Origin of the sequence: Paenibacillus sp. NPDC058898 (genome assembly GCF_049316025.1) — a bacterium.
Classification (GTDB): domain Bacteria; phylum Bacillota; class Bacilli; order Paenibacillales; family Paenibacillaceae; genus Paenibacillus_AQ.
Genome location: NZ_JBMOSM010000013.1, coordinates 73,058 through 93,329 on the forward strand (window position 1 = coordinate 73,058; position 20,272 = coordinate 93,329).

Below are 20,272 nucleotides of genomic sequence, written 5' to 3' on the forward strand. Positions count from 1 at the left end.
GGCGCCTTCTCTTCTCTAGAGAAAAAGTGCCGTGGTTGCCGCTTACCAAGCATCCGGATTGCGGCGGTTATGCGGGTAACGATCTGGTCAATATCAGACAACGGATGCTCCACATTGTAACCTTCTAAATCTATTAAACAAAAAAACGCCCTTTCTACGCATGATGGAAGTCAACGTACAAGCAGACGGTTTTATTCATGTCTTGATTATATCAGGAATGCGGCTGTTTCCGTACAGAAAAATAGCACATTCGATCCTCGTTTTCGATCATCTTGGCTTCCCCGCGGCGGGCCAGCTCGGCGAGATGGGCCAGCGCTTCGCACATGGCGAAGCGCAGCTGGTGGATGCCGAGTTTATCGCCGAAGAGGGCGGTGCAGACCTCGAAGGCCGTTAGCCGTCCGGCAGCGCTCAGCATGCCGGCGATGGTAACCAGGCGCTCCTCGTGATGGAGGAGGAGCGCATCGATCCGTTCACGGAAATGCGTGAACGGGTGGCGGTGTCCGGGGTACGCCGTCCGGACATGCAGTTCGTGCAGGCGGCGGAGCCCTGCAAGGAAAAGCGCCAGCGGCTCGGCGTCGCTGCCGGGCAGCAGGCTCACGTTGGGCGAAATTTGCGGCAGCACGGCATCGCCGCATAACAGAACGCCGCTCTCCGCATGGAAGAACGACAGATGCCCCGGAGCATGGCCGGCCGTTTGCACCGGTACCCATATCCGGTTGCCCATCCGAAACGGCAGGTCCTCGCCGATAAACGATATGTCCGGCTGCGGCGTGACTTGGGGGAAGAAGCCGTTCAGATGCTCCGGCAGCAGGGAAAGCTTGGTTTCCGGCATGCCATGCTGCCGGAAGAACGCCGGGAGCTCGTGGTCCATCGTGGAATCTGTTCCCCACATGAGCATCGCTTCCCGATGCGCCCGCTCTGACATCCACACCTTGGCGCCCGACCGCTCCTGAAACCACCCGGCAAGCCCATAGTGGTCCGGGTGATGATGGGTCAGCACGATCGAGTTGATGTCGCTAAATCCGAACCCGAGCTGCTCCATCGCCGCAAGCCATTCCCGCTCCGAAGCAGCCGTACGCGGCCCCGGATCGATGACGGTCATACCGTCATCTCCGCGCAGCACATAGCTGTTCACCCATCTTAAGGGATTGGACAATGTAATCTTCACCTGACTGAGCTGATGTTCTTCTATATAATGAATGTCCGGGCTTGATCCCTTCTCTTCCTGATTCATTGTAGATGCAACCTCCATCCGCATTATGACTTCAAATTCGACTCTTTCATCATAAGCTTGTATTCAGGATAAGTATAGCAGGCTGGGATGGTTTGTTTCCTGACCGAAGTGTCGGTTTCACGGGAAGATAAGGCATCACAGTAGTGCAATGTTAGTGCAAGGATTTAAAGATTGAAGTGAGCAGCTAGTATGTTCCAATAAAGGACGCTTCACGTACGTATCGTTCCTCCAATCGCTGTTGCTTTTCCGGAATCGATTCGTCCGCTCCGCTGCTTCGTGCTCGTTCATAATCAAGCTAACCATTAAATAAGCAATCTTCATAAACAAAAAAGCATCCCCCAAAAGTCATACAGCCTTGGGGATGCCTTCTCCATTGACGAAATGGTAGGTCAAAGTCCTCTTGGGGACTTACAAGCTAGCTGCGTACGCTTCATTTTCAATCCTGTATGTCTTTCTTAGGAACTTGCAAGACGTTTGCGCTCTCTTTTCGATCCATAAAGTCCCTCTCGGTGAATTGCACGTTCTGCAACTTCATGATCCTCCAATTTCATTCCTTCTACTCATCTCCAGCTTAATGAATACCCAACTCATATTGAGAGGTTCCGTAGTATTCACTTCAGTTGGCGGGCTACCTCCTCGCGTGAGCGCTGGATGGCTTCCTCGACAGGCAGGTGGATCTTGATTCCGTCCTCGCCCATCCATTCGACCTCTCCGTTAGCTGCACCGCGGCCAACGATCAGACGCAGCGGAGCGCCGGCAAGGTCGGCATCCTTGAACTTGACGCCGGCCCGTTCGTCCCGGTCATCCAACAGCGGCTCCAGACCAGCCTTGTTCAGCTCGCTGTAGATATGTTCAGCCAGTTTCATTTGGGCCTCATCCTTAACCGCAACCGGGATAATGTGCACCTTGAACGGAGCGACGGACATCGGCCAGACCAATCGCTCATCCGAGATACGCTGCTCGGCGATGGCGGCCATGACGCGGGAGACGCCAATACCGTAGCAGCCCATGATCAGCGGTTTCTCCCGCCCGTCGGAATCCAGATACATACCGTTCATGGCGTCACTGTATTTCGTACCCAGCTTAAACACATGTCCAAGCTCAATCCCGCGATGAAATTCGAGCGGCGCTCCGCAGCGCGGGCAAGGTTCTCCTTCGATTACATTCCGAAAGTCGCCGGTATACTCCAGCGAAAAATCACGTCCTGGGCGGACCCCCTTTAAATGGAGATCCCCTTGGCTGCCACCGGTAATCCCCTCTGCCATCGCTGCTACTTCGTAATCGACCAATACTTTTAGGGAAAGGCCTACCGGTCCCGCAAACCCAACTGGGGCTCCCGTCGCCTGCATCACCTCTTCGGCACTCGCTAATTCTGCGAGTTCTGCTTCTAGGTAAGACTTCACTTTTGCCTCGTTCGCTTCACGGTCTCCCCGGACAAGGACCGCGACTCGTTCTCCGTCCACTTGGTAAATCAGTGTCTTGATCAATTGCTCCGAGCCGACTTGGAGGAAGTTAGTCAATTCCTGAATACTCTTCACATTTGGCGTCAATATCTGCTCTATGGCAGAATGACCGTCAGCGGCCGCGGACTTCCTATCAGCCTGCTCAGCCGGAGCCTTAGACTCCGCACGCTCCAGATTTGCTGCATAACTGCAATCGCTGCACGAAACAACGGTATCCTCGCCTATATCCGCCAGCGCCATAAACTCATGGGTTTCCCCTTGCCCACCAATGGCACCTGCATCAGCTTCCACCGCCCGGAACGTCAGACCGCAGCGCCTAAAGATTCGTTCATACGTTTCATACATGTTCCGGTAGGACACATCCAGGCCCTCCCAGTCCCGGTCAAAAGAATACGCATCCTTCATCAGGAATTCACGGCCCCGCAGCAGGCCGAAACGCGGACGCCGCTCATCCCGGTATTTGCTCTGAATTTGGTACAGGTTCACCGGCAGCTTCCGGTAGGAAGAAATCTCTTGGCGAACGATAGACGTAATCACTTCTTCATGGGTTGGCCCAAGCACGAACTCCCGGTCATGGCGGTCATGCAGCCTGATGAGTTCCGATCCGTAAATATCGTACCTGCCCGATTCCTTCCACAGCTCCGCGGGCTGAACAGCGGGCATGAGCATCTCCTGCCCGCCGGAGGCATCCATTTCGTTCCGAATAATCGCTTCAATCTTCCGCAAGACCCGCCATCCCAGCGGTAAATACGAATAGATTCCTGCCGCCGTTTGACGGATATAGCCGCCGCGGAGCATCCATTGATGGCTCAGTGCCTCCGCCTCGGAAGGCACATCACGCATCGTTGTCATCAATAATTGGCTTTGCCGCATCTTCCTCATACTCCTTCTTATCTCCATGAATGGACCTGCCTGAGCGCAAAAAAGAGCACATTCGCTCCTAGGGACGAATGTGCTCGTGGTACCACCCTGATTCCATCTTGTGAGGCGCAAAAGGTGCTCCATGCAAGATGCTTCATAAGGCGGTAACGGGCCGAACCGGCTCCGCTTGTTGACAGCGGGCAACTACAAGGTAGGAAGGACGCAGCCAAGCGGTGGAAGCCTTTCAGCCGGGGGCTTCTTTTCTGTCTCGCCGAATCATGCATCCTCATGTCCTTGATGATCGTTATTCACGGGAAATTCATTTTCCAATACATTACAGCCGGACGTTCAGAATGTCAAGCATGAAAAGGACAGGCATACTTAATGAGCGATATGATCCAGCACTTGCCGCAAGATCCCGATGACATGCTCATCTTCATACGTATAAAAATATGTATTCCCGTCCCTGCGGAATTTGACCAGTCTTAAACTGCGCAGATAGCCAAGCTGGTGGGATACCGCCGACTGACTCATGCCAAGCACCTCGGCAATATGGCCGACCGGGCATTCTTCTTGCGAGAGCAAATGAAGAATGCGAATCCGCGTCGGATCCGAAATGGCCTTCAGCAGTCGTGACGCTTCCATGGCCTCGTCTTCATGCAGCAGCTCATGGTGCTCTTTTTCCATAAACTAATCCCCTCTTCTCCATAATGGCTTGAACGATTTCGCGGGCATCCCGTGAAACTCCAGCCAAGAGTGCGGAGCCCCGATGCGTCTGCCAAGGCAAACCTACATAATAGAGCCCCTTCACCGGACTGATACCGCGTGTATGAATAACAGCCTTCTTATGATCCAGCGCTTGATCCACATGAAGCCAATCATAGCTGGAAACAAAGCCGGTTGCCCAGATGATATTCCGGACCTTAAGCTCCGTTCCATCCTCGAATCGCATGCCGGAAGCGCCGGCATCAACGGCTCTCTTTTTCAACACCACTTTACCGCACTTGACCGCTTGTTTCAATTCATATCCAAAAATCGGGTCTCCCCGACGCTTCAGCTTACGTCCCACCCAGGAGGAACCGCTGGCTGATAAAATGCCGAGTTTGTCCAACCACCAGAACATCCCCTTGCCCCCAACGGTCATGGGTAAATACCGCGGCTGCTGTCCAAGAGCCAAATACGTTTCCCGACCGCCAGACAGTTCGACCGCAATCTGCGCCCCGCTGTTCCCGCCGCCAACGACAAGAACGCCGCCCTCTTGAAGCTGGGAAGGTCGCCTGTAATCGGATGAATGCAGCTGGACAATATCCGCTGGAACCGATGCTGCAAACGCCGGAATGCGAGGCTGCCGGAACGGCCCGGTAGCGATAATCAGCGACTTCGCATGATATTCTCCCTCATGGGTTTCGATTATAAACCTGTCTTCTTCCTTATGGACACACTTCACATCCGTCTCAAATTGGATGGGCAGCTTAAACCGTTCTGCATAGGATTTCAGATAGGAAGCCATTTCATCTTTGTCCGGGAACCCGTCCGGATCCCCATCTATCCTCATTCCATGCAATGCACTGTGAGTTCTCGGTGTAAACAACTTCAGCGAATCATATCTCGTCTTCCATGCATCGCCTGCCTCCGATCCCCGATCCAACAACAGAAACTTCATCCCTGCCTGCCGCAACCAATAGCCGGTTGCCAATCCTGCCTGCCCCGCGCCGATAACGATTACATCCCACATCATATAGGTATCACTCCAATTATATGAATAATTGCTCATATATACATATTATATGTATCTTGTTCTCCCTTCAAGCATAAAATGGTGATTGCATCGTCAGACGCCGCATGAAACTCGAATAAATATCTGATGAATTCAGTTGACAACTCACGCATTCAGTCATACTATAGGCATAAAGTTGCTTCGAGGAAACATTATATGCTCGGCCCAATTTAGTAGGGAGAGGTTAAACTTTATGGATAAGACAAAGAATAGGCAGCATTTGCATCAGGCAGCGCTCGGCGAGCGGTTTCTGATTGAACAGGTGGATATCCGCGGGGAGCATAAACGGCGGCTTCTGGACCTCGGATTCGTTCCGGGTTCCGTTATCGAAGTGCTGAAAGCCAGCCCGCTCGGTGACCCCACCTCATATAGAGTAGCAGGTACCGTCATTGCATTAAGAAAAGAAGAAAGTCAGTTAATCTGGGGTAAGGTGATGTCATCATGAGAACTTTTACTGTCGCACTGGCTGGCAACCCGAACACGGGCAAAAGCACGCTTTTTAATGCCCTCACCGGCCTAAAGCAGCACACCGGCAACTGGTCCGGCAAAACGGTCAGTCTCGCAAGCGGCAATTACGATTACAAAGACACCCGCTTCCAATTTATCGATCTGCCCGGGACGTACTCCTTGTTCTCCAACTCGGCCGATGAAGAAGTGGCGCGCGATTATATTATTTTTGAGAAACCGGACGTTACCCTGCTGGTTCTGGATTCTACGGCACTGGAAAGAAGTCTTAACCTTGCGCTTCAAGTGTTGGAAATGACCGACCGGGTCATCGTCTGCCTGAATCTGATGGATGAAGCGAAGAAAAAAGGAATTAAGATTAACGCACGCAAGCTAACGAATCAGCTCGGTGTTCCCGTCATTCCGATATCAGCCAGAAATAACGATGGGCTGGATACCCTGTCCGAGCAGCTGCTTCTGATGTGCACAGGGCAGACTCCGACTACGCCGTACCGGATGAAATATAACGAACAGTTGGAATCGCAAATTTCCGGCCTGGAGTCTGAATTACGAGACATTTTCGGCGATGAATATCCAGCCAGATGGCTGGCCATCCGCTTTCTCGATGGAGACCGGAAGCTGATCGCGACGCTGAAAGACCGATTAAAGGCTTCGGATAAAGGGGGGATTTCACTTGGAACAGCTAAAGCGCTTGGAAGCTCTAACAGCCATCATTCCTGCTGAGCAGGTAGAGGATGTTCGGGAAGATATCGTGGGTGAGTTATTCAAAAAATCCCGCGAGCTGTGCAGTGAAGCCGTCACCGTGACCAACCGGGAGCTTCTGTACCGTTCCGAGCGTCTGGACCGCATCTTCACCTCCAAGCTGTGGGGATTTCCGATCATGCTGGCCATGCTCGGCGTTATTTTTTACTTAACGATCGCAGGCGCTAACGTGCCTTCCTCCATGCTGGCAAGTTTCTTTGGCTGGATCGAAGGATACCTGACGATGGCCTTTCAGGCCCTCCATGCTCCCGATTGGCTCTATGGTGTGCTGATACTCGGATTGTTCCGGGGTACCTCCTGGGTCGTCAGTGTCATGCTGCCTCCCATGGCCATCTTCTTTCCGGCCTTTGCGCTGCTTGAGAACTATGGCTATTTGCCTCGGGTAGCCTTTAACCTGGACCGCCTGTTCAAAAAAACGGGGGCGCACGGCAAGCAGTCCCTTACCATGGCGATGGGATTCGGCTGCAATGCGGCGGCCATTATGTCGACCCGGATTATCGAGTCGCCGCGGGAGCGAATGCTCGCCATTCTGACCAACAACTTCGTGCCCTGCAACGGCCGCTGGCCAACCCTGATCCTGCTGGCCTCCTTGTTCATGGCTGCAGGTTTTTCGGGAGGAGCCCAGACGCTCGTGACGGCTTCCGTTGTTATGGGCATGGTGCTGATCGGTGTCGTTGTCACGCTCGCGGTATCATGGGGATTATCTAAAACCGCCTTGAAAGGCATTCCTTCCCACTACACCTTGGAGCTGCCGCCATACCGTAAACCGAAGATTCTGAATACGATTCTCCGGTCAACCCTGGATAAAACCATCTATGTCCTGCGCAGAGCCATTATCGTAGCGGCGCCTGCAGGCGTGCTTACCTGGGTACTTGCCAACATCTATATTGGCGATTCCAGCATTCTGGTTCATTTCGTTGAATTCCTTGATCCGTTTGCGCGCGCGCTCGGACTCGACGGCTTCATTCTGATGGCCTTCATCATCGGACTGCCCGCAAATGAAATCGTGCTGCCAATCCTGCTGATGGGATATTTGGCTACGGGCTCCCTGACCGAGGTTACCGATATGTTTGCCCTTAAGCAAATCTTCCTGGATCAAGGCTGGACCTGGCTGACCGCGCTAAACATGATGCTGTTCTCGCTGCTCCACTATCCTTGCGGAACCACGCTCGTCAACATCTGGAAGGAAACCAAAAGCGCGAAGTGGACGTTCTTGTCCTTTGCCATCCCGACGGCTATCGCAATCGGCGTTACCTTCCTGGTTACTCAAGTGGCCCGGGCATTGGGATGGGTTTAACGTAACGATAGGGATGGAATCTGCATCAAACAAAGCAAAATCGTATATTCTATGAGGCATCCCAAAAGGTTGATCCAACCTTGGGATGCCTCTTCTTCTGATAGCCATGCTGCAAATAGAAACATATATAAAGCAAACGAGCCACCCCAAGAAGTCTCTTGAAGCGGCTCGATATTTTTTTATCCGGAAATGGATGAGTTCTATGAAACTTAACCTTTCACCGACCCTGCAGCGATGCCTTCCACGATACGATCACTGAGGAAAAGGAACATCAGCAGAATTGGCAAAATGCTGATCATCAAGGTTGCGCCAATAGCACCCCAATCGGTTGTATATTGTCCGATAAAGTTTTGCACGCCAACGGTGAGCGTCTTGAACATATCCGAGCTGATAAACGTATTCACGAAAATAAACTCGTTCCAGTTGTAGATCATGTTAATAATGGCTGTTGTCGCCAGCACCGAGCCCGTCATCGGAAGCACAATCCGGAAGAAGACCCGGTGAACCGAGCAGCCGTCCATGACCGCTGCTTCTTCCACTTCCTTTGGCAGTGTGTAATAAAACCCGAGCAGAATCATAATCGTAATCGGCATATTGAAAGCCACGTACGACAATATCAAAGAAACCGGATGATCGGTCAAGCCAACCTTGTTGAACATGCTGAACAGCGGGATCAAGGTAGAATGAACCGGTATCATCATGGCAACCATGAACAAACCGAGGACAAAGGAACTGCCCTTCCACTTCATTCTCGTAATCGCGAAGGTGACAAGACTCCCTAATATGACCGTTAGTGCTGTTGCTACGACGGTAATCCAGACGCTATTCAGAAAATAAACGCTGATGTTGCCGGCACTCCATACTTTCTCGTAATTCTCCCAGCGCGGATTCATCGGAAGGGACAGCGGAGGAAGATCGAATACTTCCTGATTGTTTTTTAATGAGAACAGCAGCAGCCATACGAGCGGAAACAGCTGAAATACGGCTACTCCGATCAGCACGATATACAGCAGCGTGTAACCCAGCTTACCTCCCACTCCGTTTCCGGACCGAGCGCGCCCGTCTTGGAGTTGTCCTGTGGCTCCGGATATCATGAAGTTTCCCTCCTTATGAATATTGGATCGTTTCTTTTGATGCCGTTAATTTCCGGATGACCCACGTTACGATCAGACAGATCACCAGCAGGAAGAACCCGATCGCGCTGCCGTAACCGAAATCATAAGCGCGGAAAGCCGTATGATACATATAGGAAGCCATCACTTCGCTCGCGCCGTTAGGCCCCCCGTCCGTCATGACAAAGATGAGGTCAAAATATTTCAAGGAACCTACCACCGCCAGCACGATCGTAACCTTAATCACTTCCATGATGAGTGGAAGTTTGATCCGGAACGCAATTTGCATGGAGGTGGCCCCGTCGATCTTGGCAGCTTCAACCAGCGATGCCGGGATGTTCTTCAGAGCTGCATAATAGATCAAAATATAAAAACCGGCATACTGCCACAGAATCGGAATAAACAAAGCAAACAAGACAAGCGACGACTCAGCAAGCCATGCCGGCGGGTTCGTGATCCCGATGGACTCCAGGAAGCTGTTCACAATCCCGTTCGTCGGGTGGTAAATGCGGAGCCACAGCTGCGCGATCGCAACGGAAGACAGCAGCATGGGTATGAGATAGATTTTGCGGAACAGGTTGGCGCCTTTGATCTTGGAGGCCAGCACCATCGCCACGGCCAGATAGATCATAAGGCTTGCAGCCGAGAATACGGCTAATAGCAGGGAGTGCCATGCACTATCCCAGAACTTGCCGTCCGAGAGCAGCGCCTGGTAATTATCGAGTCCGATAAAGGTCATTGCACCAATGCCGTTCCATTCGTTCAGTCCGTAATAGGCGGTCAATAGAATTGGAATATAAACGACGGCCATAATCACAAGCAGTGCAGGCAGCACGTACAGCGCGATGATTTTTTTGTTGGACATCACTTTATCCAAAGTGTCCGACTCCTTTCTCCATATGGTCTAGAGGAAAGATTTATCCGGCATCACTGCCGGATAAACCAGGGTCCCGTTTCTTTGTTGTCCTAAAGAGTCTTAGTTCCCTTTGGAGATCGCTGCATCATGCTCTTCGGAGAATTTGTCCGGCGTTACGGCTTTGCCGAAGAGCGCCTGGATCATGTTCAGATGCGTCTCGGCGGCATTCGCCTCCATCTGTACATCCGCGAACAAGGTGATACTGCTTGCTTGATTCATTTCATCAAACAGATCGATGTACAGCTGTGGAAGCTCAAGCGTTGAGGTATCCACCTTCGTTGCCGGGATGACACCAGCACCTGTAACTGACTGCTCGCCCCACTTGGTTACGAAATACTCAACGAACTTCTTGGATTCCTCTTTCACCTTGGAGTTCTCGCCAATAAACAAGCCAACACCCGGTCCGCCTACCCAGCTGTTAATATCGCCTTTGCCGCCTTCAACCGTCGGGAATTTGAAGAAACCGACGCTGTCGCGGAACTCTTGCGGGATCTCTTCATTGGTCGTAAAGTTAGGCAGTTCCCAGGTGCCCATCATGTACATGGCCGCTTTGCCGTTCAGGAATTCGGATTTCGCTTCCTCGTTGGATAAGCCGTTGAACCCTTTGACAAACGCATTGCCATCCACCAGCGATTGAACCTCTGCGGCTGCCTTTACAAGCGATTCATCCTTGAAGGAACCCGAACCGCTAATTGCACTGGCAAGCGTTTCTTGTCCGCCGATTCGATCTGCCAGGTACATGTACCAGAGCGAACCGGTCCAGCGGTCCTTGTTGCCTAGTGCGATAGGAGCAATCCCGTTATCGGACAGCGCCTTCACAACATTCTTGAATTCTTCGTAGGTTTGCGGCACTTCCAAGTTAAGCTGTTCGAATATCGTTTTGTTGTAATATACCGGCGCGATATTGAACTCGAGTGGAAGCGCATACGTTTTGCCGTCAATCGCATAAGCCTCGGTCGTGCCAGCTACGAATTTACCGTTAAGCTGACCCCCCAGCAAATCATCTACCGGCGCAAACAAGCTGCCTTCTACATAAGGCTTCAGGAATCCGGCTGCCCAGGTCACCCCTACGTCCGGAAGCTCGTTCGACGCGGAAAGCACTTTCAATTTATTTTTGTATTGCTCATTATCCAGAACTTCCTGTTTGATCGTCACGTTCGGATTCTCTTTTTGATATTCTTCGATGATCTGATTCACGATTTTGTTCTGTCCTGCAGAAACGCCTGCCGGCCATAAGTGCATGAAGTTCACCTTAACTTTCTCGCCTTCGCTGCCGCTGCTACCTGAATCCCCCGTGCTGCTGTTGCTCGATCCACAACCAGCCGCAACCAGAGCGAGACACAATGTTAAAAGCAGAACCGTCCATTTTTTGTTGAACACGTTTACAACCCCTTTTCTAGTATGCTGTTCGCGTATTGAAACCGCTTTAATCAAATTTTATCAGTGAGGGGATGATTGTATAAGGTCATAATGATTGGAACTAATTCCACTTTTATTAGATTTCCTCTCCGTTATCGGATACGCTCTGGCGGTATTGACTCGGGCTTACTTCCTCAAGATCACGGAACACCTTCACAAAATATTTTGCCGTTTGGTATCCTACCTTCTCTGCAATTTCCGCGACAGGCAGCGAGGTGCCCGCCAGCAGTTCCTTGGCCCGCTGCACCCTGCGGCGCGTCAGATATTCGCTGAAGGTGAGCCCCGTCTGCTCTTTGAATAACACGCTGAAATAACTGGAATTCAGATGAAGCACGTCTGCAACTTCCTTAAGCGATACCGACTCCTGAAGATGCTGATCCACGTGCTTCAGGGCTTCCTGTACCTGGATGCTGTAGCGCTTATCCTGCTGCGACGTCTCCAGCAGTTTGGGATCCACCAGCTTCTCCATCCGCTCGATCCGATCTATTTTTTCCCGGCGTTCCAGAGCCGATTCGACCGCAGCCACCAGCTTCCGCTTATCCAGCGGCTTCAGGAGGTAATCCACGACGCCATATTGCAGCGCTTTCCGGGCATAATCGAATACCGAATAACCGGATATGACAATAATGACCGGCGGATGCTCTAATTCATGCAATCTCTCTATGAGCTCGAGTCCCCCGATTTCCGGCATGCGGATGTCCGTCACCACCAGATGAGCCACCTGTCCCTGCAGCCACTCCAGCGCCTCTACGCCGCTTGATGCCGTCACGATTCTGCAGCGGCCAGACGACCATGCCTCCAGGGTCTTTCTTACCCCTTCCCTCGTTCTCGGTTCATCATCCACGATCAGTATCGTTTTCATGCTTCTCCCCCTTGACATCGTTAGCCTGAACATCATTCGGAATTTGAAATGAGACCGTCGTTCCCTGACCCACCACGCTGTGAATAAGCAGGCCGGCTTGTCCGGAAGCGTAATACAACCGGATTCGTTGCTCTACATTGGCAATGCCGACACCGCTTTTTTTAGAAGATTCCGTGTATCCTTTTTCCATGGAGGAATAAAGAGAGGCCACCGTCTCCTCGTCCATTCCGGGGCCGTCGTCGGTAACCGAAATGACCGTATATCCAGGGTGATCGGAGGCATTCGCCCGCACAATGACGGCGCCTGGCCCCAATCGCTGTTCAACCCCGTGCAGGATCGCATTTTCCACGATCGGCTGAATCAACAGCTTCGGAATCGGCACGCTTTTGCTAGCTTCATCGGCCTCAATTTTCCAGGATAACCGGTCCAGCATCCGCATTTTCATTATCATCAAATAACGTTCAGCATGATCCAGCTCGTCCCTGATTGTTACCCACTCATCCTCGTCTTTGCGGTTAATGACGTAACGGAATAAGCCGGACATCGCAACCACGATTTGGGCCAGCTCTTCTTCGCCTTGATCATCCAGCGCCCAATAAAACGCTTCCAATGTGTTAAAGAGAAAGTGCGGATTGATCTGTGCCTGCAGCGCTTTAAGTTCTGTCCGGCTCTGAATGATTTCCTTCTGATACACGACCTCGATTAATTCGTTCAGCGAATCTACCATCTGGTTGTATGAATTGTTAAGCTCGTTGATCTCCATCGTCTTCGAGGTGACGGCAATGGGCCTCAGCGTCCCCAGCCTCACGCCGCGCATGGCTTTGATCAGATTCAAAATCGGCCGGATGATCATCGTGGTCAGAATAAAACTTAAAATGAGAAACAGCAGCGCACCAACGCCCCCGGATACGATAATCGCGGTTCGCAGCACCGATATCCCCTCAGTCGTATAATCGACAGGTGTCAAGATGACCAAGTTCCAACCCGTGGCCTCAGACTGTTTCTGTACGGCAATGTAATTTTCATGACCGAGCGTAACCGTCTCCCCTTCGCGTTGCAAAACCTCCTTCGCATCCACCGGGGTAACAAAATCCGACGAGATTTCATTCCCAGCCTGATCAAACAATCCCATCGTTTCACGCGAATCGCTGCCCGTACCGCCAGCTGAATCCGCCAGCGCAAAATAGTCCTTCTCCAGCTTCACGAGCAAGTACCCGCCGTGGGCAAAGGAATGGTCAATCAGACGGATTCTCCGTACCGCTACCACCACATCCGGATCCCGGGGATCCTGACCGAACCATACCAGCTTCCCCATGCCCTGGTCTGCCGCAGCAATCCAATCGCCCCTAACCCGGCTGGTCAGACGGCCTTCATCCAGCGGAAACAGCCGCCGATAGTCCTTCGTATATAATTCCAGCGACCGGATGCCCGTAGCATAGGCTTCATATTTACGAACCTCCTGTTGAAGGGACTGCCGTTCTCCGAATGTAATCGACTTACCCGCAGTCTCCTGCGCCAGAAAACGCTGAACCGTTGCGTTCGTCGAGACTTGAGCCGTCAATGTATCCACCTGCTTGAGCAGCGCATCCAGCTTACCCGTGGCCTGCACGGCCGTCTGCTGAATATGCTTCTCCGCACTGTTGCGCAGCAAGGCCGAAACCTGATCATATACAAACACCCCGACCAATGCCAATACGATAACCATCACCAGCATAAATCCAAGGAAAATTTGATTCCGCAGTGTATTCAGCCTGCCAAACCTGTTCAAGTTCTGCACTCCCTTTCGATTGGGAACTGTTATTCACTATAGGGGATATAATTCCTGATGCCGTTCAAGCTCTCTTTTGCAATCGGTGCACAGCCCTCTTACAGCGCCGGAGTCATCCGCGCAAAAGATTAATTGGCGCTTGCGGCGGCATTTACTGCACGCTTGTCCATCCTGTCCGCTGCGGGTCCGCGTTTTTGTTTTCAAATGAATGACATTACGCTCACTTCCGCTGCTTTTCTTGCGCCTGAACCCTACAAATACAAGAAGAACAAGAACCACTCCGGCCATCATCCCGATCATCCATCCCATGTTTATTTCACCTCCGACATGTACAGGCTATTTGTACAAAATAGCTACCAAACGATTAGCAGATTCGCACCCCATGATCACGTATAAACGACGAATGCTACAACTAATACCAACTGCGAACATTTTAACATATCTCTATTTGTCATGGCGGTTCCTACCATTTCCAATCACAGAATATATTTTCCCGGAATGAAAACACAAAAAAGCCTTCTCACTCCCGTTGCTACGGGAAGGAAGGCTTTCGCTGTGCTTTCGTTCATGCAACCGGCATGGTGTCAGATCTTCAACTCACCGAGTTTTATCAACTCAACGACAGCTTGCGAACGGCCCTTGACGTTTAATTTTTGCATGACATTGGAGATGTGGTTACGCACCGTCTTTTCGCTAATAAACAACTGCCCGGCGATATCGCGAGTCGTTTTGTCCTGCACTAGCAATTCAAAAACTTCGCGTTCACGGTGGGTTAACAAGAACTTACTGTTGTGGTCGGTCCCCTTCAATGGTGTCACCCCTCCTTGCCCGGGTATGTGTGGTCTAACAAGGGTAAGGGATACAGTCAACTCATCTTATGTCAGATCAGGAGAGAAGGTGCGAATAAGGTGAACAATTTGGGCGATTGGTCCATAATGGCGATTTTTGTCCTTGCTTCCTCTCGTAAGTTGGTCTATGATGGGGGTGTAAAAATTATTTTCTTTATTTTTTCATATTTTTAAAAATTATTTTCAAAATGAGAATCCCATTCGTTATGCCCAGGCAATAAGCTCACCGGGAACCTTGAAGGAGGCTTTTGATGACACCAATCTTGCATATTATTTCTGTCGAAAAGGAAAGTCTGCCCCGTCAGGAACGACGACTCGCAGAGTTTATTTTGACAGCTCCATCCGAGATTGTGCATATGGGCATTAAAGATCTTGCAGAGCAGTGTGAGGTCAGCGCTGCCACTGTAACCCGTTTTTGTAAGAACTTTCAGTGTAAGGGGTATCCTGATTTTAAGCTCAAGCTTGCCGCCGAGATCGCTCATGCCGAGATGGCTTCGCGCACGGGAAATACGCGCTACCAGGATATCGTTGCCGGCAACCCGCTTGCCGGCATCGTTGAGGCGATTGAATCCAATCATCTGACTTCGATCCGGGATACGACAGAGCTGCTCGATCTGGGTCAGCTGGAGCGTGCCGTGGATGCCCTATGCCGCGCGAAGCGCATTGATCTGTACGGAGTGGCCACCTCTTCCATTGTAGCACAGGACTTCTACCAGAAGCTGATCCGGATCGGCAAAAACTGCACGGCTTTTGCAGATTCGCATATGCAGATCACATCAGCATCCACACTGACTTCAAGCGATGTTGCCGTGGCTGTTTCATACTCCGGCGAAACGCCGGAGACCATCGATGCGTTGAATTGTGCCAAAGACGCCGGCGCCTTCACGGTCAGCATCACGTCGTACCGAAGCAGTGCCATCTCCGCTCTGGCAGACATCACACTGTATTCATCTTCATTAGAGGAAGGAATGCGCCGGGGAGACATGGCTTCGCGTATCGCCCAGCTTCACATTATTGACATCCTGTTCATGGGTATGGCCAGTCGGGACTTCTCTACGTATGTTCCCCGTCTGGAGCAATCATATCTTAATGTTCAAAACTATCGCAAAAGCCGAGGAGGACAATAACCAATGAATATTTACACATTCAGCGATGAAGAACAATTTGTACAAACAGCCGCTAACCAGATCTCCAGCCTGCTCCACACCAATCCCCGCGCCACACTGGGACTGGCTACAGGAAGCACGCCGGTCGGGCTCTATAACAAGCTGATTGAAATGAATCGTCAAGGCCTGGTCAGCTTCGCCCAAACCACAACATATAATTTGGATGAATATGTAGGCCTTCCCGAGAATCATCCGGAGAGCTACCGCACCTTCATGAATGAGAAGTTCTTTAATCATGTGGACATCCAGATCGAACGGACCCATGTACCAAACGGCAATGCCACCAATCCGGAAGAAGAATGCTTGAATTACGATAAAATGCTGGAAGAATTCGGCCCGGTTGATCTCCAGCTTCTAGGCCTTGGACATAACGGACATATCGGTTTCAACGAACCTGGCGAATCCTTAAGCGGCGGTACGCATGTGGTTGAGCTGCAGGAGAAAACACGTCACGCCAACGCAAGGTTCTTCCCTACCCTGGATGATGTGCCAACCCATGCGATTACGATGGGTGTTGCTACGATCCTGAAAGCCCGTCAAATCCTTCTTCTCGTCCGCGGTGAGGATAAAGCGGAAATTGTTCACCGCGCATTGAAAGGACCGATTACCACAGAGTGTCCGGCATCGCTGCTTCAATGTCATCCGAACGTGGTTGTCCTTCTGGATCAAGGCGCAGGGAGACTCCTGGTATGAGTGGCGAACGAAAAGAATCTGTCCAACTGCTGTATGGTCAAGTCCTGACGCCAAACGGCATCTGCAAAGACGGCGTGCTGGCCATTCAAGGAGAGAGCATTTCATACGCCGGTGATACTTCCGGGCTCCCTGCTGATCTGAAGCAGGCAGCAGCGGAAGTGATCAATCAACCGGATGGTTACATTATTCCCGGTTTTATTGATATCCACGTACACGGGGGTAACGGTGAAGATTTCATGGATGCCACCAAGGATGTCCTGGATAAAATCACGTCGTTCCACAGCTCTCAGGGCACTACGGCCATGCTTGCTACCACAATGACGGCCCCTAAGGCAGCCATCGACCATGTATTGCAAGAAGTTAACGACTACCAGAGCCAAGATATGCCTTACACAAGACTGGTAGGCGTACATCTGGAAGGCCCTTTTATCAGTCCAAAATGGCCTGGCGCACAAAATCCGGAGCATATCGTCCATGCTAATATCGATTGGCTGGAAGAGTGGGTATCCACTTACCCTGACCTGGTTCGCCAGGTGACGCTGGCACCGGAGCGTGAGGGAGCGTTAGAGGCCATCTCTTGGCTGAACAACCACGGGATCGTAGCCGCTCTGGGGCATACGGATGCCACCTATGAGGAAGTCGAAGCCGCCGTGGAAGCAGGTCTTAGCCATGGCGTGCATACGTTTAATGCGATGACAGGATTGCATCACCGCAAGCCTGGCGTGGTGGGCGCAATGCTGAGTGATGATCGCTTAAGCTGCGAGATTATTGCCGATGGTATCCATGTTCACCCCGCTGCCATTCGGATTCTAGCCCGTATGAAGCAGGACGGAAATCTAATTCTGATTACCGATGCGATGTCCGCTACCGGTATGGCTGACGGCGAATATACGCTGGGTGACCTGCCGGTTGTTGTGGAGAACGGCATCGCCACGCTCAAGAGCAACAGGGACAGTCTGGCTGGCAGTACGCTGACGATGATCAAAGGCTTTCAGCTGTTGGTCCGAGAGGTTGGATTGAGCATCGAACAGGCTTCCCGCGTCGGAAGTCTGAATCCCGCCGCAAAAATCGGCATCGCTGATCTTACAGGCTCGCTTGAAGTCGGCAAGCTTGCTGACGTACTAGTCCTTTCAAGTGATCTAGAGCTTCAAGGCGTTTGGATTCAAGGACAACGCAAACATTAATCTGATTGATGATTGTCTATAGCAAGCAAAGCAAAGGAGCTGCCTTTTTAGGGATAATTTCATTCCTAAAGGGCAGCTCCTTTTGGTATTGAGGTTTTACCGGCTGTTACGATTACCGCCAAACCAACCGTCATCCGTATCATTCTTCATCAGGTTGCCGCGGGTATCGTTCATTCCGTCACGACCGCCAACATGAAGCGGGAATACGCGGTTAATCCATGTGCCGAAATCGCGCGAAAGCGTACCAACCGTTTTCGCTGCATGACCATCCGTTCCAAAACGACGGGCATGCTGATAAAATCCTTCATCTGTGGAAACATATACTTGACTGATATGTGGAGCGGTTTTGCGAATCTTGTTCGTTATTTCATTATGAACATGCTGAGGAACCTCTTCACGAGTGCTCATCATACCCATGTTGTTATTGTTGTAAGTTCCATAAGGAACGCCATTGATGCCTGTTCCCATATAAGTGTTATTAGTCGTTCCCCTAGTTCCTGTAAGGCTGTTGGTTCGTATACCGTCAGTACCCATAAGTCCATCAGTGCGTGTTCCCATAAGTCCGTCAGTGCGTGTTCCCATAATTCCATCAGTGCGTGTGCCGTTAGTACCCATAAGTCCATTCGTGCGTGTTCCGTTTAACGTATTATAATTGCTGCCGCCAAATCCGCCATGGGTGGTCGTTCCGTTTACACCGAAGCCGCGGTTATCAGCAGTGCGACCAAGGCCTGTTGTGTTTTCTACAGCACGTGTGGTTTTTCCCACGACACGTTCTGTACCCCTAGCCATGTTGTTCAGAAGGCCAACGCTGCCCGTGCTTGAAGTTCCGAACGTACGGTTCCTAACATTTGTTCTGTTCATGCCTGTCGTCGTCCGGCCGTCTGTATAACGGTTTGGAGTGCTCATACCCGTTACATGACCGTCAATGTTGTTGGTGTGCGCGCCATCCTTGGAAAGTGAAACGTAGGCGTTGTGGTTGGTCACAAATACATGTGCTGTACCAACGCCAAGATCAGACACCTTTTTGGACAACGTTTTGCTGTACTTCAGGTGCGTCAGGTCATGCTGTTGCGTGCTTCGCACGTGCAGGTTATTATTCCGCACGGATTTCACACCGACACGGCCACCGTCCACACTTTGGGTACGCGTCGTTTTGCCGTCAGTAGTGTTACCGCACCCTGCTACCGCAGCCATACTAAGCAGCAATGCTGTGGAGACGGTCAGGTTGAGGGCTTTGGACTTAATCATGATTCATCCTCCATCTCTATAGTGAGTGTGTTAACATCGTATAGGATGACCTTGCAGCAGAGCCGGTATGCTGAAAGGTTTTAACATGGAAGATAAATGCTGACTAGACCTTTTATGCACCGAAAACGCCGATTAAAGCATTCAGCATCGGTGTTTCATTACATTATAATGCCCTGGTTTATTCAGTTAAACGAAATCAGGGCAAGCCCTGTTAATCACCCTCTTCAAGCGGTGTTCGCACTTGTTCAAGCCAAGCTATGTTGTCCTGATACCATCGGATCGTCGCACGAATGCCGCTTTCATAATTATATTGGGGAGTCCAGCCAAGCTCCTTCCTTATCTTATCAGCATTAATCGCATAACGACGATCATGTCCTAAGCGATCTTCAATGTGCTGAATCAATGATTCAGGTTTGTTCAGTTCAGTCAGGATCGTTCGGATGACCTGCAAATTATTCCGTTCATTGTGTCCTCCAATATTATATATTTCTCCATCAACGCCTTGGCGCAAAACCAGATCGATTGCCCGGCAATGATCTTCTACGTACAGCCAATCGCGTACGTTCAAACCGTCCCCATACACCGGAAGGGGCTTGTTATGCAAAGCATTGTAGATGATAAGCGGTATTAGCTTTTCAGGATACTGATATGGGCCGTAATTATTTGAACAGCGAGTAATATTGATCGGTAATCCAAACGTCTCATAATAAGCTCGAACAAGCAAATCGGCGCCTGCTTTGCTTGCAGAATAAGGACTGTTGGGTTGAAGCGGTGATTCTTCGGTAAATAATCCATTGGCTCCAAGCGTTCCGTAAACTTCATCCGTAGAAACCTGAACAAACTTGCAGACACCATATTGCCTGGACAAATCGAGGAGCGTCTGAGTTCCAATCACATTCGTCATGACAAATAATTCAGGCTGCACTATGCTTCGATCGACATGAGACTCAGCTGCAAAATTTACTACCGCATCGACCCCCTCCTTAAAGAGGGGTTCTAAAGCTGCCCGGTCTCTGATATCCGCTTTCACAAAACGATATTTAGGATTCGTTCGCACTTCGCTCAGATTTCCTGAATTGCCGGCATACGTTAGTTTATCCACATTAATAAATTCGTCATGCGGATGTTGAGACAGCATATATCGTATAAAGTTACTGCCTATAAATCCCGCACCGCCTGTGACAACGATCTTCATGC

The 20,272-nt window shown here is 51.0% G+C and carries 19 protein-coding genes; 6 read left to right on the top strand and 13 right to left on the bottom strand.

Features of this window, described 5'->3' with window-relative positions; genetic code table 11:
• Window positions 1-211 precede the first annotated feature (211 nt).
• From ACOZB4_RS27010 to ACOZB4_RS27025, 4 genes are all read right to left on the bottom strand, one after another.
• A complete protein-coding gene (locus ACOZB4_RS27010) occupies window positions 212-1,234 on the bottom strand; it encodes an MBL fold metallo-hydrolase (protein ID WP_379411238.1) in 1,023 nt (340 codons plus the stop codon).
• A 611-nt stretch (window positions 1,235-1,845) separates the two neighbouring features.
• Complete coding sequence (locus tag ACOZB4_RS27015; protein WP_379411241.1) at window positions 1,846-3,570, bottom strand: proline--tRNA ligase; 1,725 nt, start codon at window positions 3,568-3,570, stop codon at window positions 1,846-1,848.
• Window positions 3,571-3,939: 369 nt separating this feature from the next.
• Window positions 3,940-4,245 carry an ArsR/SmtB family transcription factor gene (locus ACOZB4_RS27020; RefSeq protein ID WP_379411245.1) on the bottom strand — a complete coding sequence of 102 codons (306 nt, stop codon included), beginning with the start codon at window positions 4,243-4,245 and terminating at the stop codon, window positions 3,940-3,942.
• On the bottom strand, window positions 4,226-5,293 hold the full coding sequence (locus ACOZB4_RS27025) for a flavin-containing monooxygenase (protein WP_379411556.1): 1,068 nt from the start codon (window positions 5,291-5,293) through the stop codon (window positions 4,226-4,228). Before ACOZB4_RS27025 ends, ACOZB4_RS27020 begins: the two co-directional genes overlap by 20 nt.
• A gap of 235 nt (window positions 5,294-5,528) precedes the next feature.
• On the opposite strand from ACOZB4_RS27025, the gene ACOZB4_RS27030 reads away from it, so the two are divergent.
• Genes ACOZB4_RS27030 through ACOZB4_RS27040 form a run of 3 tightly spaced genes read left to right on the top strand, consistent with a single transcriptional unit; the run spans window position 5,529 to window position 7,859 of the window.
• Window positions 5,529-5,780: a FeoA family protein gene (locus ACOZB4_RS27030; protein ID WP_379411248.1), complete on the top strand. Its 252-nt coding sequence runs from the start codon at window positions 5,529-5,531 to the stop codon at window positions 5,778-5,780.
• Entirely contained in the window at window positions 5,777-6,523 is a 747-nt protein-coding gene (locus tag ACOZB4_RS27035; protein WP_379411251.1) for a FeoB small GTPase domain-containing protein, read from the top strand. The genes ACOZB4_RS27030 and ACOZB4_RS27035 overlap by 4 nt, the downstream gene beginning before the upstream one ends.
• Entirely contained in the window at window positions 6,474-7,859 is a 1,386-nt protein-coding gene (locus ACOZB4_RS27040) for a nucleoside recognition domain-containing protein (RefSeq protein WP_076323080.1), read from the top strand. The genes ACOZB4_RS27035 and ACOZB4_RS27040 overlap by 50 nt, the downstream gene beginning before the upstream one ends.
• 209 nt (window positions 7,860-8,068) lie before the next feature.
• On the opposite strand, the gene ACOZB4_RS27045 is transcribed toward ACOZB4_RS27040, so the two are convergent.
• From ACOZB4_RS27045 to ACOZB4_RS27075, 7 genes are all read right to left on the bottom strand, one after another.
• On the bottom strand, window positions 8,069-8,953 hold the full coding sequence (locus ACOZB4_RS27045; RefSeq protein WP_076323079.1) for a carbohydrate ABC transporter permease: 885 nt from the start codon (window positions 8,951-8,953) through the stop codon (window positions 8,069-8,071).
• Between the two features lie 13 nt (window positions 8,954-8,966).
• A complete protein-coding gene (locus ACOZB4_RS27050; RefSeq protein WP_076323078.1) occupies window positions 8,967-9,848 on the bottom strand; it encodes a carbohydrate ABC transporter permease in 882 nt (293 codons plus the stop codon).
• A gap of 99 nt (window positions 9,849-9,947) precedes the next feature.
• Window positions 9,948-11,267: an extracellular solute-binding protein gene (locus ACOZB4_RS27055; protein WP_379411259.1), complete on the bottom strand. Its 1,320-nt coding sequence runs from the start codon at window positions 11,265-11,267 to the stop codon at window positions 9,948-9,950.
• 115 nt (window positions 11,268-11,382) lie between these two features.
• Window positions 11,383-12,168 (bottom strand): response regulator transcription factor, encoded by a 786-nt coding sequence (locus ACOZB4_RS27060; RefSeq protein WP_379411262.1) that lies wholly within the window; start codon window positions 12,166-12,168, stop codon window positions 11,383-11,385.
• Complete coding sequence (locus ACOZB4_RS27065) at window positions 12,143-13,936, bottom strand: cache domain-containing sensor histidine kinase (protein WP_379411266.1); 1,794 nt, start codon at window positions 13,934-13,936, stop codon at window positions 12,143-12,145. The genes ACOZB4_RS27060 and ACOZB4_RS27065 overlap by 26 nt, the downstream gene beginning before the upstream one ends.
• Before the next feature lie 36 nt (window positions 13,937-13,972).
• Window positions 13,973-14,245 carry a hypothetical protein gene (locus ACOZB4_RS27070; RefSeq protein WP_379411269.1) on the bottom strand — a complete coding sequence of 91 codons (273 nt, stop codon included), beginning with the start codon at window positions 14,243-14,245 and terminating at the stop codon, window positions 13,973-13,975.
• A gap of 275 nt (window positions 14,246-14,520) precedes the next feature.
• Complete coding sequence (locus ACOZB4_RS27075) at window positions 14,521-14,745, bottom strand: helix-turn-helix domain-containing protein (RefSeq protein WP_006208732.1); 225 nt, start codon at window positions 14,743-14,745, stop codon at window positions 14,521-14,523.
• 290 nt (window positions 14,746-15,035) lie between these two features.
• Between ACOZB4_RS27075 and ACOZB4_RS27080 the strand changes: the two genes are divergently transcribed.
• The 3 genes from ACOZB4_RS27080 to nagA are packed head-to-tail and all read left to right on the top strand — an operon-like array spanning window position 15,036 to window position 17,827.
• A complete protein-coding gene (locus tag ACOZB4_RS27080) occupies window positions 15,036-15,911 on the top strand; it encodes a MurR/RpiR family transcriptional regulator (RefSeq protein WP_076323073.1) in 876 nt (291 codons plus the stop codon).
• Between the two features lie 3 nt (window positions 15,912-15,914).
• Window positions 15,915-16,643 carry a glucosamine-6-phosphate deaminase gene (gene nagB, locus ACOZB4_RS27085; RefSeq protein WP_379411273.1) on the top strand — a complete coding sequence of 243 codons (729 nt, stop codon included), beginning with the start codon at window positions 15,915-15,917 and terminating at the stop codon, window positions 16,641-16,643.
• Complete coding sequence (nagA, locus tag ACOZB4_RS27090) at window positions 16,640-17,827, top strand: N-acetylglucosamine-6-phosphate deacetylase (RefSeq protein ID WP_379411277.1); 1,188 nt, start codon at window positions 16,640-16,642, stop codon at window positions 17,825-17,827. Before nagB ends, nagA begins: the two co-directional genes overlap by 4 nt.
• A gap of 96 nt (window positions 17,828-17,923) precedes the next feature.
• Here the strand turns inward: nagA and ACOZB4_RS27095 are convergent, their stop codons facing one another.
• Together ACOZB4_RS27095 and rfbB are read right to left on the bottom strand one after the other, a co-directional pair.
• Complete coding sequence (locus tag ACOZB4_RS27095) at window positions 17,924-19,075, bottom strand: YhcN/YlaJ family sporulation lipoprotein (protein WP_379411279.1); 1,152 nt, start codon at window positions 19,073-19,075, stop codon at window positions 17,924-17,926.
• Window positions 19,076-19,286: 211 nt separating this feature from the next.
• Window positions 19,287-20,270, bottom strand: a complete 984-nt coding sequence (gene rfbB / locus ACOZB4_RS27100) for a dTDP-glucose 4,6-dehydratase (RefSeq protein ID WP_379411282.1) — start codon at window positions 20,268-20,270, stop codon at window positions 19,287-19,289.
• Window positions 20,271-20,272: the final 2 nt, after the last annotated feature.

Excerpts from the sequence above, each read along its gene's own strand:
- ACOZB4_RS27010 (WP_379411238.1), bottom strand. The coding sequence starts at position 1,234 with ATGAATCAGGAAGAGAAGGGATCAAGCCCGGACATTCATTATATAGAA.
- ACOZB4_RS27015 (WP_379411241.1), bottom strand. The coding sequence starts at position 3,570 with ATGCGGCAAAGCCAATTATTGATGACAACGATGCGTGATGTGCCTTCC.
- ACOZB4_RS27020 (WP_379411245.1), bottom strand. The coding sequence starts at position 4,245 with ATGGAAAAAGAGCACCATGAGCTGCTGCATGAAGACGAGGCCATGGAA.
- ACOZB4_RS27025 (WP_379411556.1), bottom strand. The coding sequence starts at position 5,293 with ATGTGGGATGTAATCGTTATCGGCGCGGGGCAGGCAGGATTGGCAACC.
- ACOZB4_RS27030 (WP_379411248.1), top strand. The coding sequence starts at position 5,529 with ATGGATAAGACAAAGAATAGGCAGCATTTGCATCAGGCAGCGCTCGGC.
- ACOZB4_RS27035 (WP_379411251.1), top strand. The coding sequence starts at position 5,777 with ATGAGAACTTTTACTGTCGCACTGGCTGGCAACCCGAACACGGGCAAA.
- ACOZB4_RS27045 (WP_076323079.1), bottom strand. The coding sequence starts at position 8,953 with ATGATATCCGGAGCCACAGGACAACTCCAAGACGGGCGCGCTCGGTCC.
- ACOZB4_RS27060 (WP_379411262.1), bottom strand. The coding sequence starts at position 12,168 with ATGAAAACGATACTGATCGTGGATGATGAACCGAGAACGAGGGAAGGG.
- ACOZB4_RS27070 (WP_379411269.1), bottom strand. The coding sequence starts at position 14,245 with ATGGGATGGATGATCGGGATGATGGCCGGAGTGGTTCTTGTTCTTCTT.
- ACOZB4_RS27080 (WP_076323073.1), top strand. The coding sequence starts at position 15,036 with ATGACACCAATCTTGCATATTATTTCTGTCGAAAAGGAAAGTCTGCCC.
- nagB (WP_379411273.1), top strand. The coding sequence starts at position 15,915 with ATGAATATTTACACATTCAGCGATGAAGAACAATTTGTACAAACAGCC.
- nagA (WP_379411277.1), top strand. The coding sequence starts at position 16,640 with ATGAGTGGCGAACGAAAAGAATCTGTCCAACTGCTGTATGGTCAAGTC.
- ACOZB4_RS27095 (WP_379411279.1), bottom strand. The coding sequence starts at position 19,075 with ATGATTAAGTCCAAAGCCCTCAACCTGACCGTCTCCACAGCATTGCTG.
- rfbB (WP_379411282.1), bottom strand. The coding sequence starts at position 20,270 with ATGAAGATCGTTGTCACAGGCGGTGCGGGATTTATAGGCAGTAACTTT.